15 protein-coding genes are annotated in these 12,812 nt (G+C 39.8%); 7 read left to right on the top strand and 8 right to left on the bottom strand.

Going from position 1 to position 12,812, the window contains the following annotated elements; translation table 11 throughout:
- Positions 1 to 5: 5 nt before the first annotated feature.
- Positions 6 to 707, bottom strand: a complete 702-nt coding sequence (locus VB836_RS06175; RefSeq protein ID WP_323218502.1) for a class I SAM-dependent methyltransferase — start codon at positions 705 to 707, stop codon at positions 6 to 8.
- Between the two features lie 576 nt (positions 708 to 1,283).
- On the opposite strand from VB836_RS06175, the gene VB836_RS06170 reads away from it, so the two are divergent.
- Positions 1,284 to 1,760: a cupin domain-containing protein gene (locus VB836_RS06170; protein ID WP_323218501.1), complete on the top strand. Its 477-nt coding sequence runs from the start codon at positions 1,284 to 1,286 to the stop codon at positions 1,758 to 1,760.
- On the opposite strand, the gene VB836_RS06165 is transcribed toward VB836_RS06170, so the two are convergent.
- The gene (locus VB836_RS06165; protein ID WP_323218500.1) at positions 1,757 to 2,575 is read right to left on the bottom strand and encodes a calcium-binding protein; all 819 of its coding nucleotides are present in this window, start codon (positions 2,573 to 2,575) and stop codon (positions 1,757 to 1,759) included. The two genes, VB836_RS06170 and VB836_RS06165, sit on opposite strands and share 4 nt — an antisense overlap.
- Before the next feature lie 64 nt (positions 2,576 to 2,639).
- Here VB836_RS06165 and VB836_RS06160 point away from each other — a divergent pair, with 64 nt between their 5' ends.
- Positions 2,640 to 4,277, top strand: coding sequence for a CocE/NonD family hydrolase (locus VB836_RS06160; protein WP_323218499.1), 1,638 nt, complete (start codon positions 2,640 to 2,642; stop codon positions 4,275 to 4,277).
- A gap of 34 nt (positions 4,278 to 4,311) precedes the next feature.
- On the opposite strand, the gene VB836_RS06155 is transcribed toward VB836_RS06160, so the two are convergent.
- Entirely contained in the window at positions 4,312 to 4,539 is a 228-nt protein-coding gene (locus VB836_RS06155) for an indolepyruvate ferredoxin oxidoreductase subunit alpha (RefSeq protein ID WP_323218498.1), read from the bottom strand.
- Between the two features lie 145 nt (positions 4,540 to 4,684).
- The gene (locus tag VB836_RS06150) at positions 4,685 to 4,963 is read right to left on the bottom strand and encodes a hypothetical protein (protein WP_323218497.1); all 279 of its coding nucleotides are present in this window, start codon (positions 4,961 to 4,963) and stop codon (positions 4,685 to 4,687) included.
- A gap of 156 nt (positions 4,964 to 5,119) precedes the next feature.
- Here VB836_RS06150 and VB836_RS06145 point away from each other — a divergent pair, with 156 nt between their 5' ends.
- The gene (locus VB836_RS06145; RefSeq protein ID WP_046276489.1) at positions 5,120 to 5,770 is read left to right on the top strand and encodes a DUF938 domain-containing protein; all 651 of its coding nucleotides are present in this window, start codon (positions 5,120 to 5,122) and stop codon (positions 5,768 to 5,770) included.
- Positions 5,771 to 6,093: 323 nt separating this feature from the next.
- Here VB836_RS06145 and VB836_RS06140 read toward each other — a convergent pair whose 3' ends face one another.
- Positions 6,094 to 6,327 (bottom strand): LapA family protein, encoded by a 234-nt coding sequence (locus VB836_RS06140; protein ID WP_046279658.1) that lies wholly within the window; start codon positions 6,325 to 6,327, stop codon positions 6,094 to 6,096.
- A gap of 86 nt (positions 6,328 to 6,413) precedes the next feature.
- Here VB836_RS06140 and VB836_RS06135 point away from each other — a divergent pair, with 86 nt between their 5' ends.
- Positions 6,414 to 7,319 (top strand): vitamin K epoxide reductase family protein, encoded by a 906-nt coding sequence (locus VB836_RS06135; protein ID WP_323218496.1) that lies wholly within the window; start codon positions 6,414 to 6,416, stop codon positions 7,317 to 7,319.
- A 204-nt stretch (positions 7,320 to 7,523) separates the two neighbouring features.
- On the top strand, positions 7,524 to 7,748 hold the full coding sequence (locus tag VB836_RS06130) for a hypothetical protein (RefSeq protein ID WP_323218494.1): 225 nt from the start codon (positions 7,524 to 7,526) through the stop codon (positions 7,746 to 7,748).
- Positions 7,749 to 8,226: 478 nt separating this feature from the next.
- Here the strand turns inward: VB836_RS06130 and VB836_RS06125 are convergent, their stop codons facing one another.
- Positions 8,227 to 10,167 carry a GTPase family protein gene (locus VB836_RS06125; RefSeq protein ID WP_323218493.1) on the bottom strand — a complete coding sequence of 647 codons (1,941 nt, stop codon included), beginning with the start codon at positions 10,165 to 10,167 and terminating at the stop codon, positions 8,227 to 8,229.
- Between the two features lie 121 nt (positions 10,168 to 10,288).
- Between VB836_RS06125 and vapB the strand changes: the two genes are divergently transcribed.
- Together vapB and VB836_RS06115 are read left to right on the top strand one after the other, a co-directional pair.
- Positions 10,289 to 10,507 carry a type II toxin-antitoxin system VapB family antitoxin gene (gene vapB, locus VB836_RS06120; RefSeq protein WP_323218492.1) on the top strand — a complete coding sequence of 73 codons (219 nt, stop codon included), beginning with the start codon at positions 10,289 to 10,291 and terminating at the stop codon, positions 10,505 to 10,507.
- Complete coding sequence (locus VB836_RS06115; protein ID WP_323218491.1) at positions 10,508 to 10,894, top strand: type II toxin-antitoxin system VapC family toxin; 387 nt, start codon at positions 10,508 to 10,510, stop codon at positions 10,892 to 10,894.
- Between the two features lie 77 nt (positions 10,895 to 10,971).
- Here the strand turns inward: VB836_RS06115 and VB836_RS06110 are convergent, their stop codons facing one another.
- Both VB836_RS06110 and VB836_RS06105 read right to left on the bottom strand, forming a co-directional pair.
- Positions 10,972 to 11,532, bottom strand: a complete 561-nt coding sequence (locus tag VB836_RS06110) for a hypothetical protein (RefSeq protein ID WP_323218490.1) — start codon at positions 11,530 to 11,532, stop codon at positions 10,972 to 10,974.
- A 140-nt stretch (positions 11,533 to 11,672) separates the two neighbouring features.
- Positions 11,673 to 12,755 carry a DUF3474 domain-containing protein gene (locus VB836_RS06105; RefSeq protein ID WP_323218489.1) on the bottom strand — a complete coding sequence of 361 codons (1,083 nt, stop codon included), beginning with the start codon at positions 12,753 to 12,755 and terminating at the stop codon, positions 11,673 to 11,675.
- Positions 12,756 to 12,812: the final 57 nt, after the last annotated feature.

Genomic DNA, 12,812 nt, shown 5'->3' with positions numbered 1-12,812 from the left:
TAGACTTAGACTCCTGTACGCTTTGCTGTTAGGTAAAAATTCGTTCTTAAAGATAGAGGTAAGTGATCGGGATTAAAAACTTTTAAAGCTGCTAATCCCAACCCTCCTAGATAAGTCTTGACCTTGACTTTGAAAAAATCGGTGACAGTCGGAACATCATAAAATTGTATTGAATTAAATCCATTTTTCTTTAATCTTTTAATCATTCCCCAGTAAGTATGTAAAGAACAATGATCGACTTGCCATTTGGTGAAACTTCGCCATCGAATCGTTTCAAATACACTATTGGTTAGTTTGTTTGGGGTTTGAACAATATACAAGCCTTCTGGTTTTAAAACGCGATGAACTTCTTGTAAATGTAAATCAGAGTTGGGGATATGTTCAAACACATCAAAACTCATCACAACATCGAAGGAGTTATTGGGAAAGGGTAACGCTTCTGAATCTACTTGCGATAATGGTAAATCACCATATAGCGTTTGACTTTCTTTAATTCTGACGGGGTTAATTTCTATTCCTGTTATCAGATATTCTTGACGATAGAAGTGGTTGAGTAAATTGCCATTTCCACTGCCAATTTCTAAAATAGTATCAGTTGATTTCAGAAGATTTGCTTTCTCCAAAAAATCAAGATTTGATTCAAGATTGCCAAATACTTTTCTTTGATGAAAATCATTGATGACCAAAGCCGGATCTTGATAATTCATGGTAATATTGTATGGGTGGTTGTTTGTGTATTTCTAAGTTACTTTTCACTTGCTTGTCTTAAGTTGATTAGAGGGAAATTATGGAAGATTAGTTAAACTTAACTCAGTATAAGTTTTTTTTATCAAAAAAAAAATACATATTCTTAACGTCTTTTTAAACGAGTTCCATCCAGTAACTTTACAAAAGCTTTAAAAAAACTGGTGATCATCCAAGTCTGGCTTTACATAACAGGGTGAACTTCAGAAATTGAGATCTCAAAAACGTTTGAAATCATATTTTTATGGATTTGTCAATACAGGATGTTAGTACATTTGAAGGGGGAAAGATTACTCGAGTTCATTTTGAAGTTTTATGAACTTAAAATTTACAGAAGTTCTCATTCTACAAAATCCGAAATTAATCTTAAATTTTTCCCCATTCTAGAATCAATTTTCGATGAACTGCTAATAGAAAGTAGGTTGGCATTGATACAAAATTCAAATTGAAGTTTACAAAACTTGAGAAAATAGCGATCGCATTCTCCAAAAATCAGTCACAATAGCAATGGAAACAGACACAGATGAGGACAACAAAAGATGAGCGATCGCTGTATGATCCCCATTGTCAAATCTCCTAAAGATTACCAAGCTTACCGTATTAGTCCTCACGATACCAACCGCTTGGCGTTGGTGTTTGATCCCGATGTCGCTAACGCTTCAATAACCGTTTGTTTGGAAATATTCGATATCGGTGGAAAAACCCCACCCAACCGACATCAACTCGCTGTTGAGATGTTTTTCATTATCAAAGGGGAAGGAGTCGCTAGTTGTGATGGAAAACAAGTCAACATTCAAGCAGGTGATAGTATTTTAGTTCCCCCAACCGGAACCCATATGATTGAAAATACAGGTTCGACTCGGTTATACGCCCTCTGTATTATGGTTCCGAATGAAGATTTTGCAGAATTAATTCGTCGGGGAATACCTGTCGAATTAGACGAAGAAGATTTAACAGTATTGACTCGGGTTGATGGCTTTGCTGCGGCTTCAATGATTCATTTATCCTCTGTTTAAAACAGTCCATCCGCAGACATAAACCGATCACTTCCTAAATTGGCTAAAACTTCCGGTTCAACATTCAAAACATATCCCAATAACTGATTATTTTCCGTTATTCTAATAGCAGTCCCCGTGATAACTCCATCGTCATCTGGATCGAGATCTTCGGGGGATATCCCTCCTTTCTCTAAAAAGTCAAGTGCATTGGGTACTGAAGATAAAACGATAGGAAGAATGAAGTTTGTGGTTACTCCAAAAGTTTCCAGACTGTTAAAAGTTTCAAAGGTAATCTCTTGTCGGGTTAACCCTTCTGTTAGTCCGATTTTATCATTAGCCGCATTAAAATCAGTAATAATTGCATCAGGAAGTTCTATTTCATCCGGTACTCCTGGAATTAAAGACAGCAAAGAATTAATGTCTTGAATTTGTCCGGCTTGATCGGTTCGCAACACAAAAACATCCCCAGCTTCACCGCCTTTATAAACATCAACTTCGCGATCGCCAATTAAAGTATCAACTCCTTCTCCTCCGACTAATAAATCCGATCCACTTCCACCCCATAACAAATCATCGCCTAAACTTCCATCTAATAAATCAGTATCTTTATTTCCGAATAAAGTATCTGCACCTGCTTGTCCAAATAATTCATCATTGCCTTGACCCCCATAAATGACATCCCCATTTTGTGACCCAGTAATGGTATCATTATCCTGAAAAGCTAATACTGTTGTAGAGGAGGAAGCCTGTTCGGAGGTTAGTGTATCATTATCAGGATTATTGGTGGCGAACCAAGCGGGAAGAGACTCTAATAAACCTGGAGTAAGTACCATAATAATCAGTGTGTTTTATTTTTAGAGATCATCATTTTTTCTAGTATAGTTCAATTTGCTATCAATGAGAATTATTAAGCAAACTCAATCAATGTTAACTCGGGATGGTGTCCGTTTGGATGCGGATATTTATCGTCCCGAAGAAACAGGAGAATTTCCAGTTTTATTAATGCGACAACCCTATGGGAGAGCGATCGCGTCAACAGTTGTTTATGCTCACCCGACATGGTACGCTCAACAGGGTTATATTGTTGTAATTCAAGATGTACGTGGACGGGGAACTTCCGAGGGTGAATTTAAGCTTTTTTTGAATGAAATAGCAGACGGAGAAGATAGTATAAATTGGGTGGCAAATTTACCGGGAAGTTCAGGAAAGGTCGGAATGTATGGGTTTTCTTATCAAGGAATGACTCAACTGTATGCAGCTTCTACCTGTCCAACTGCCTTAAAAACGATTTGTCCGGCGATGATTGGTTATGATTTATATGCAGACTGGGCTTATGAGGGAGGAGCGTTTTGTTTACAGGCAAATTTAGGCTGGGCGATTCAACTCGCAGCAGAAACGGCTCGAATTAAAGGAGATGAAACCCCCTATCAAGCTCTTTATAAAGCCTCACGTAATATACCTTTATTTGAACAAATTCCGGCTGTTCCAGAGATTTTAAAACAGTTGGCTCCTGATTCATTTTATCACGATTGGATTGAACATCATCAACCGAGTGATTACTGGAAAAATCTCTCTCCAAATCTCGATAATGTTGATTTACCGATCTTACATATTGGCGGATGGTTCGATACTTATCTACGAGGAACATTGAACTTTTATCACGAAAGCGTCAGTCACAGTCAACATCCTCAATATCTGATTATCGGGCCTTGGGCGCATCTTCCTTGGGGAAGAAAAGTGGGTGCAATAGATTATGGAATAGAAGCTGATAACCCCATTGATGAGTTACAAATTCGTTGGTTTGATGATTTTTTAAAAGGAATAGATACCGGAATTTTAGAGGAATTACCCATCACTTTATTTGAAATGGGAAGTAACCAATGGCGAGAATTTGAAACCTGGCCAAAAGCCGAGTTTAAATCCTATTTTCTGGTGACGAACGGACTGGCGAGTGTTCGGGAAGATGCGGGAATTTTACAGGAATTTGTTGAGCAAAATTCAACGGATATTTTAGTTCATGATCCTTGGCGACCTGTCCCTGGATTGGGGGGTCATGCAACATTTCCGGCGGGTTCTTTTGAACGTTCAGCCTTAGATTGTCGCAGTGATATTTTAACCTATACTTCGACACCTTTAGAAACCGATTTACATCTGGCTGGCGATGTTTTTGTAGAGGTTTATTGTGAAGCGGATACACCGAGTTTTGATTTATCTGCTGTGCTTTCTGAAGTGCGAAAAGATGGCTGTGTTTATAATTTCACTCAAGGTTATATTCGAGTTGAATCTTCAGAAAATCCTGTGATAATTAGACTGCAAGCGACTTGTATTAAAATGGTCAAAGGAAATGCCATCAGGTTAAGTTTAAGTGGGGCTTGTTTTCCGGCTTATCCCGTTAACCCCGGTACTGGTCAACCTCCCAGTAAAACTCGTTTAATTGATGCTAAAATTATTACATTAACTCTATATTGTGGGGTTGATTTTACCTCAAAAGTTGTTTTACCTGTAGTCAATTTCCCCGATAGAGTAAGGACGTAAAATTTACGTCCCTACTTGATGCTAATGTTGCTAATTAGCTGGGAGTTTTCTGCAACCCAGGTCTTTCTTCTGGGAGAATTGCACCGACAACGGGGCAAACTTGCAGACAAATTCCACAGTCAATGCAGGTATCAAAATCAATCCAGAACCAGTCAGTACCCTTGGCATTTTTGCTCGGGCCTTCGTGAATACAAGCAACTGGACAAGCTGCAACACAATCTGCAACGCCTTCGCAGACATCAGTAACTATGGTATGTGGCATGGTGTGTTCTCCCTGTTTAGATCAGACGACAGGTATGACCCTAATCGATATCTTTTCACAAGTTTGAGATTACGGTTCACCCCCTATCAAAATTGATTTGACAGTGGGGTGAGATTTCAAACCTCTATTGATTATTGCAATAATCTCAAGCTTTTGGATATGTTCCTAACTCAGAAAGCTGTTTCTCAGGGATTCTATCGATTCGGAAATTTGGCTGCTGTTTAGAATGGCAATCACTTTGTGCCATTCGTTCTCGAACCGAAATCGGCAACACAATCGGCCAAAATAGAGCCGCTCCAATTAATACAATCCAACAGGTTCTATCGGTAATTGAAACTGTAGAATCTTGAATAAACATCCAGAGGAGAGTGAATCCCACCGCTAGAGCGATTATTGTGTAGCCAGCAAGGTAATAATTAACCATGATCACAATCAAAAAATAATCAGTACAATGGGCTAGAAACTCCTCACCTTTTTGGTAGACTTGACTCAAGTCAACTTTGTTTCTATTCTATCTACTGCATCATCCATTTGTCAGTCACTCTTTTGGATTAAATACATTCTTGCCACATCAGACTTTATGACTCAATCTCCAGATGTCAGACAATACGCCCCTGCAACAGAACGCAACCGCGAGCCGATTTTAGAGGTTTTGCAGCGAGTTTTACCAGCAAGGGGTATCGTATTAGAAATTGCAAGCGGAACCGGAGAACACGCGATCTTTTTTGCTCCTCATTTGAAAGCACATAAATGGTTGCCTTCTGACCCAGATATTAGCCATAGAGCGAGTATTCAGGCTTGGCAAAGTTATTTTCCCTCGGACAATCTTTATCCGCCCTTAGCCTTAGATGTGCGAGAATCAGTTTGGCCAGTTGAACAACCTCTCACATTGCATGAAATCCCATTAGAAAACAATCAAATTACTGCAATTGTTTGTATTAATATGATTCATATTGCCCCTTGGTCGGCTTGTTTGGGACTGATGGCGGGAGCGGGGCGGATTTTACCTGACGGGGGTATTTTATATCTATACGGCCCCTTCAAACAAGGGGGAAAACATACCGCAGAGAGTAATAAAATGTTCGATGAATCTCTACGTTTATCGAATCAGGAATGGGGAGTCCGAGACTTGGAAGAAGTAACAAATATCGCCCAAAATCATGCTCTAAAACACATCGAAACGATTTCAATGCCTGCTAATAATTTATCGGTTGTTTTTCAACGATGTTAACAGGTGTTACAAGATGTCCGACTAATCGATTATGATTATGTAGGGGCGGGTTCTAAACCATCTCTGAAACCCATTACTAAATTTAAAAACCCGCCCCGTCCCCAGACACGCATTAATCAACCGGACATGGTTTTAGGGGTCGGGTGTATGGTATGAGATGATAACGGGTTGAGGGGCGGGTTTATATCAGTTATTTATGGGAGACATAGATTGTTGGGGAACCCGCCCCTACAGAATTCTACATCAATTTTTTGTCGGGGCGGGTTTATATCAGTTATTTATGGGAGACATAGATTGTTGGGGAACCCGCCCCTACCAGAGATTTATTCTTCTTCGGATGTGACGCTGACTCGTTGCCCTATGGGGATTAAAATTGCAGTGAAAATCAACCCGACAGCCACACTAAACGCCAGAATAACTCCGACCGGAATTTGTATAGACTCGAAGGTAAGAAACTTAATTGAGACGGGGGTCGCATTTTGGACTGAAACAATTGCGATCGCACTCATTCCAACCGCTAAAATCAGACAGGTTAAAATCGGGGATATGATTTTCATAGGAAAGCGGCTATCCAATCGCACGTCTAATCACTCTAGCGATCGCCAGTATATCACATCAAAATAGAGGATAGGAAACTGTAATTATGCTTCGCCAACGTTCTACACCTTGGATTCAACGCAAATCTCGCTTTATTATCGCAACGATTGCCGCTTTTGGGGCTGTTGTTACCGCTTATCTGACGATTGTCAAGTTGACGGGAGGAAGTGCCGCTTGTCCCGTAACAGGGTGTGACAAGGTGCTGTCAAGTCCCTATGCTGTCGTGTTTGGTTTACCGTTAGCTTTGTTTGGGTTTTTAGCCTATAGCGGTATGGGAACAATGGCTGTTGCACCTTGGTTGATTAACCAGGAGTCTCAAAAAGAATTACGTCAAAAAGCCGAATATTGGACTTGGTTGCTGATGTTTGCGGGGGGAGTCGCCATGATGATTTTTAGCAGCTATTTAATGTATTTAATGGCGTTTAAAATTCAATCTCTCTGTTTATATTGTATCGCTTCGGGTGTTTGTTCGTTGAGTTTATTTCTGTTAACGATTGTCGGTCATTCTTGGGAAGATATCGGTCAACTTATGTTTACAGGCTTAATTGTGGGGATGATCACCATTATTGGGACTTTAGGTGTTTATGCTCCCTTAAACAACCCTCAAGCAGGAACTCAAGAAACTTACGGCGTGACAACAGCATCTAATCCGGCTAACATAGCCCTAGCCGAACATCTGACTCAAGTGGGAGCGAAAATGTATGGGGCTTTTTGGTGTGATCATTGCAAAACTCAAAAGCAATTATTCGGAAAAGAAGCTGTTACGAAGCTGACTTATATTGAGTGTGATTCAAAGGGGAAAAACGCTCAACCCCAGTTGTGCCAAGCTGCAAATATTAAGGGTTATCCCACCTGGGAAGTGAACGGTCAACAGTATTCTGGGGTGCAACGGTTAGATAAATTAGCTGAGTTATCCGGTTATACTGGCTCACAAAGTTTCGGCAATCCGTAAACTTTTACCCCCTAATAAGTTAGGCAAGGATAAGGAATTGTTAAAATATTATTTTTTTATCCTTGTCTAGTTTTTAATTAATTTTTCCTTTAATTCTTGACTCAAATCTCAATATCTCAATAATTGTAAAACTGTAAACTCTGCAACAAAGCACAAGCTGGGTTGTGATAAACAATCGAATCAGAAGCTCTGCGGAGATATTGAATGAAAAGACAAAAAAATGTTCCATCTACTTGTAAAAATTGCCGCTCCTATAAACCTGAAGGGCGACGTGGTGGCTTATGTCAATTGTTTCAAGTCCCGGTTCAGAGTGAGTGGGAATCTTGTTGTTTTGGAACTCTTCCCTTTAAAATTTCTTGGGAAAATAAAGAACCGGAGTTACAGGAAATCTCTGAAGTGATTGAAGCGAGTTTTGAAGTCACGAGTTAATGGATGATTAAATGAGATCAAGTCCGGTTGATTAACTCTAATATTAGGGCTGGGGCGGGTTTAAACAGTGACCAGTGAACAGTTTACAGTGACCAGTCAACAGTCAACAGTCAACAGCGCGAAGTGCGAGCTTGGGGTTACGCCTGCGTAGAGCGCAAACTTGCGGCCCGGCGGTTTCCGGCGAGAGCGCAAAGTCCGATCTTGGCGGTTTCCGTCAAGAAGGAACTTTGCAAGAGAGCAAAGTTTGCAAGAGAGCAACTTCGTGCATAGAGTCAACAGTCAACAGTGATAACTGAGAACTAATAACTAATAACTGTAAACTGTAAACTGTAAAAGCTGGTAACTGATAACTGTATAACTGTAAACTGTAATGAACCCGCCCCTACAGAAATCCTATTTCTTGAATCGGATATAATATCACCTAGTAGTCAGGAACTCCGCCTTATTGCTAGGTGTCACAGGATAAGATAGACAAATTTTATCTCATCTCAGATTTACTCTGCACCTGCTGAAAATAATACTCAAACCGTTTTCGCAATTGTTCAATCGTTAAATCTTTTGTCCAATATTCCACCAAGGCATGACCAAATGCCCAAGCATTTTGCTCCGGTTTACCTGGATTTTCTAATAATAACGGCCACAGCATTAGCAAGTCAAAATTCCGGCGATTTTTGCCTTCATCGGGATTTAACAGAGAAAACAAATCATATCCCATTTGTAGTTTCCCAATCACAACAGGTAACTGTTCAATCGGAATTTGTTCAGCCAGTAAATAGGCTAAAGTCGGGGAACCTGTTGAGAGGGTAGCAATATATTTTAGAATTGGACTTTTGACTAATGCGGCTAAACCTTGAGTCGTTGTCATTTGGAAAGTATAACGATCTATAATCTTAGCAGAGGCAACAGTACGAGCATCTAAATTGCGTAAAAATCGGGCTAACCGGAGTTGTTTGGTTGGGGAAATTAATTCTACTAAAGCAATCGATAAAGCATCCATCCCCCAATCTTTTCGACTGCTATTTATATCTCCTGTTACTACAGGTAAAACCTGATGACAAACTTCTCCTAATCGTTCACTTCGATATTGGGTTGCTTCTCGAATGGCAATTTCTTTGGGGCGATTTCCACTTTGCCAATTATAGGGCGGTTCCCACTCTCGAAGGGGACGTAAACGATCCACTTGCGTTACAATCGTAATTGCCCGTAAATCTTCAACTTCTGCTTTTATATCTTGTAAAAAGTCTACATCCATTTGTAACGCTGGATCAAGGGCAGGGGTTACTAATAATAACAAATCTGTTTTTCTGATAAAATCTAATACTAAATCCCGAAAATCAGACCGATTAATTTGTTCATAACCCGGAGTATCCCACAATATTAACGTTTCGCCTGTGGGCGTTTGCCATTGATAACTTTGAATTTTATCGGTACTCGGTAAAACATCAACTTCTGCTTTTTCGGCTTGAAATAAAGTATTAATTAAACTACTTTTTCCCGCTCCGGTTCGTCCAGCGAGTAAAATATTAACAGGTTTTTGTTCAACTGCTTCTGTGGGTTCTGCTTGTTCTAGAATCTCTCGTAGAGTTTGAGTTTGGGCTTTTGGTAAAGTTGGGGTTTCTGTGGAAAAAACAGACGCCGGAAGTTGAGTTCCTGAATACAATGTAATGGCTTGACGACTGAGATTTCTCAGGGCAACTTCTCGCAACATTTGACTCAAATTTACCAATAATTGTTGATTGGCTTGATCATTGTAGCGTTTACTAGCAACTCTCGCAGCAGCAGCAGCCGGGTTAATTACCCACATTGCCCAATTCCAAACTTGCCAAAGTTTACGCGCAGAAGGTTCTAATTTTTGGTAAACTTCAATGGCTTGGTAAGCTTGACCAACTGTTACTTGATTCAGGGCAGGGGATAACTGTTGCATCCACCGATCCATATCATCAACAGTACCACGAATCAGTCCATAAGCTTGGGGAATGTAGATATTTAATAAAGGATATTTGACTTCAGGATAGTAAGTATTAGCGACTGTGACAACGACATCCTGACATCGTTGCCAAAATGTGACCCAATCTTGCCAAACAGGTGCATCATTGCGAGTTTGTTCGATGATTTCTTGTAATTTTGTTTCTATTTGTTGAGTCGCTGCATCTCCGGCTAAGGGCGTTTCTGCATTGTCTAAACTGGCTTCGATATCTTTATTCACTTCTGCTATCACTGCTTCCATTTGTGCGATCGCAGGTTTTGTCCATCGTACTATCAACCACCGCCAACCGACAAAAACTAGGGTAACAATTCCCCAGATCCAGTTAATTCCCCATTGATTTATTTGATATCCTGCTGTCACCATGATGAAGATGACAACAGAAGCGATCGGTAAAGCTAGAATCACCCATTGCCAAGGTTTTAATCGCACCATAATATTATCCTCAGTCAAACTGCACCGTTTGTATAAAGTTTAGCGTGTTCGGGTTAAATCGTTGGCGGGGATTTGTTATAATAATCTTTAAAATTTGTTCGACAGTGACACCGTTACACCAATGATAGAACCAACGATTTTAGATAAATTTGCAGCCCTTCCTGACTCCCTGAAAACGGAAGTTGTTCACTATATGGATTTTTTGTTAGAGAAATATGTCCAGACATCGCCCCAACCCGAACCCCCGAAAAAAAAGCGTGAAGCGGGATTATTGAAAGGAAAAATTTGGATGTCGGATGACTTTGATGCACCGCTTGAAGATTTAAAGGACTATATGTAGATGTTGCTAGACACTCATACTTTACTCTGGTTTCTTGATGATAATCCCAAGCTAACCCCAGAGATTAGAGACACTATTGAGACTGCTGATACTGTGGTTGTTAGTATCATTACTCTCTGGGAAATTGCCATCAAGCTTTCAATTCAAAAGTTAGAGTTACAGTTTGAATTTCAAGAACTACCTAGTTTGTTAGAACAGCTTAATATAACTGTTTTACCTCTAATTTTTGCTGATTTACAGTGTTATGCTAGTTTGCCACTTCATCATCGCGATCCCTTTGATCGAATGTTAATTGCACAGGCGATCAATCATTCTTTGGCAATTGTTAGCAGCGATCAGGCATTTGATCATTATGAAATTCAGCGAGTTTGGTCAGAAAAGCTTTAAATTGTCTAACTTTATTGGAAGGGTTAGAGTCATGGCGATCGCTCCTATCGCGTTACTCTTTATTTTACATAATTTTCCTAAGCCTCTTCTAAAAATTTGAGATTTATATTTTCACCTAACAAGGTTAAAGCTACTCGTCGTCGCAGATTATTTTCAATAGCAATACAGTCATTTAAGGGATTAAGGATACCATCACGAATTGCACGCTCTAGGGAATATTTACGTTCCCTGTGACGAAATCTGGACAGTTTATCGGTAAATAAAGTTGCGGCTTCATAGACCACTATTAACTCATCCAGTGAAGCAATTTTTGAGATTTTTACTGCTAAAAGTCGCAGTTCTCTAGATATCTGTTCTCCTTGTTCTTTTGTCGCTCCATGATCTTGATGATAATAATTGATCGCTTCTGCCAACCACTGTGAATGTTTAGCAGCATTTTGAAGTGTATACTGTGCCTTCTCACTGGAATTAAGAAAAAACTGATTCAGTAAAAGTTGATGGACATAAGCATCGCGAAGTTTTGAATCAGAAATCATAGCAATTATTTTCATGCGTTCTTCGTGCTTTCTTCGCTTCTCAGCACTAACTTCGTCGATCAACTTTCCTAGCAATCCAGCAATAGGGTCAATGCTAAACATCTGTTTTATGCCTGATCTTAGTAGTTTTATCTAGTATACCCAATTGTGACTTGCTGATTACAATGTTTCTGAAAATCTGTAAAACAATTAAATAGGGTGGGCAATTAATACCCACCCCAAAAAAAATTCAGATGATAGAGTTAGTCAGGCTTGTTCGTTTTTGAGGAATCTTTCGACTTCCAAGCAGACTGATAGTAAATCGGACTTCCCGCGTTGGGAACAAAATGACAAGTCATGTAAGAGTTAATAAAACTCTTCCAAATGGGTTCGTCAGACTTGTGATAATATTCACCCAAAATCGGTTTAATTGCCTCTGTTGCGGTTTTCAAATGGTAGTGAGGCATATTGAGGAAAATGTGATGGGCGACATGGGTACCAATATCGTGATGAATGGAATTGATAAAACCATAGTCGCGATCAATGGTAGATAATGCGCCTTTTAGGAAATACCAATCTTCGTTCCGATACCAAGGAATATCTGCTTCGGTGTGATGTAAATAGGTCACTAAATCTAACCACATCACAAAAATGATATAGGGAACGAGATAATATTTCAGCAGGAATAACCAGCCAAATTCATAGGTTAGGAAACCGAGAAAACCTACCATTAATACCCAGCAAGTTGAACTGGTAATAATATCCCATTTTTCTGAAGGACGGAATAGACGAGTATTCGGAGAAAGATGAGAACCTGCCGGATGAAGGAGGTAAACTGGATAAGCCAATAAAGGGATATAAAAGCGGAATAGCTTTTCATACCAAGGCATTTGATCATACTGACTTTCAGAAACCGGATACCAGCTTTCGTCTCTATCAATATTTCCGGTATTGGCGTGATGGGTTCTGTGACTAATTCGCCAGGCGTGAAAAGGTACAAGGATGGGAATATGAGACAAATGTCCAATTAAATTATTCAGCCATTTTTGCTTAGAAAAAGAACCGTGACCACAATCATGTCCCACCACAAATAACGCCCAAAACATGGTTCCTTGCATCAGCCAAAAAATCGGGAAAAAGAACCAAGAATCAAGGCTATAGGCGATCGCATACAACCCGGCAATAATGGAAATATCGAGAAAGAAATAACTCAAAGACTTCCAGACTGAGGGTTCAAAACAATGGGCGGGAATTGCCGCCTTTACATCTTGGAGAGTAAAAGGTAACTCTGTTGTAGAGGACAATGAGGCGGTAATAGTCGCCTGACTAACAGTATTTGATTGCACGAAATTTCCGATTTTACTTGAGTGAAAAAAATCTACATTTTGGGTTGAACCTAACAC

It is taken from the genome of Limnoraphis robusta BA-68 BA1, assembly GCF_034932365.1.
In the GTDB taxonomy this organism is placed as follows: Bacteria; Cyanobacteriota; Cyanobacteriia; order Cyanobacteriales; family Microcoleaceae; genus Capilliphycus; species Capilliphycus robustus.
This window is presented reverse-complemented; position numbering and strand designations above follow the sequence as displayed.

Coding starts and splice junctions, on each gene's coding strand:
- VB836_RS06155 (WP_323218498.1), bottom strand. CDS start 4,539: ATGCCACATACCATAGTTACTGATGTCTGCGAAGGCGTTGCAGATTGT.
- VB836_RS06110 (WP_323218490.1), bottom strand. CDS start 11,532: ATGTTTAGCATTGACCCTATTGCTGGATTGCTAGGAAAGTTGATCGAC.
- VB836_RS06135 (WP_323218496.1), top strand. CDS start 6,414: ATGCTTCGCCAACGTTCTACACCTTGGATTCAACGCAAATCTCGCTTT.
- VB836_RS06115 (WP_323218491.1), top strand. CDS start 10,508: ATGTTGCTAGACACTCATACTTTACTCTGGTTTCTTGATGATAATCCC.
- VB836_RS06125 (WP_323218493.1), bottom strand. CDS start 10,167: ATGGTGCGATTAAAACCTTGGCAATGGGTGATTCTAGCTTTACCGATC.
- VB836_RS06140 (WP_046279658.1), bottom strand. CDS start 6,327: ATGAAAATCATATCCCCGATTTTAACCTGTCTGATTTTAGCGGTTGGA.
- VB836_RS06175 (WP_323218502.1), bottom strand. CDS start 707: ATGAATTATCAAGATCCGGCTTTGGTCATCAATGATTTTCATCAAAGA.
- VB836_RS06160 (WP_323218499.1), top strand. CDS start 2,640: ATGAGAATTATTAAGCAAACTCAATCAATGTTAACTCGGGATGGTGTC.
- VB836_RS06150 (WP_323218497.1), bottom strand. CDS start 4,963: ATGGTTAATTATTACCTTGCTGGCTACACAATAATCGCTCTAGCGGTG.
- vapB (WP_323218492.1), top strand. CDS start 10,289: ATGATAGAACCAACGATTTTAGATAAATTTGCAGCCCTTCCTGACTCC.
- VB836_RS06170 (WP_323218501.1), top strand. CDS start 1,284: ATGAGCGATCGCTGTATGATCCCCATTGTCAAATCTCCTAAAGATTAC.
- VB836_RS06130 (WP_323218494.1), top strand. CDS start 7,524: ATGAAAAGACAAAAAAATGTTCCATCTACTTGTAAAAATTGCCGCTCC.
- VB836_RS06165 (WP_323218500.1), bottom strand. CDS start 2,575: ATGGTACTTACTCCAGGTTTATTAGAGTCTCTTCCCGCTTGGTTCGCC.
- VB836_RS06145 (WP_046276489.1), top strand. CDS start 5,120: ATGACTCAATCTCCAGATGTCAGACAATACGCCCCTGCAACAGAACGC.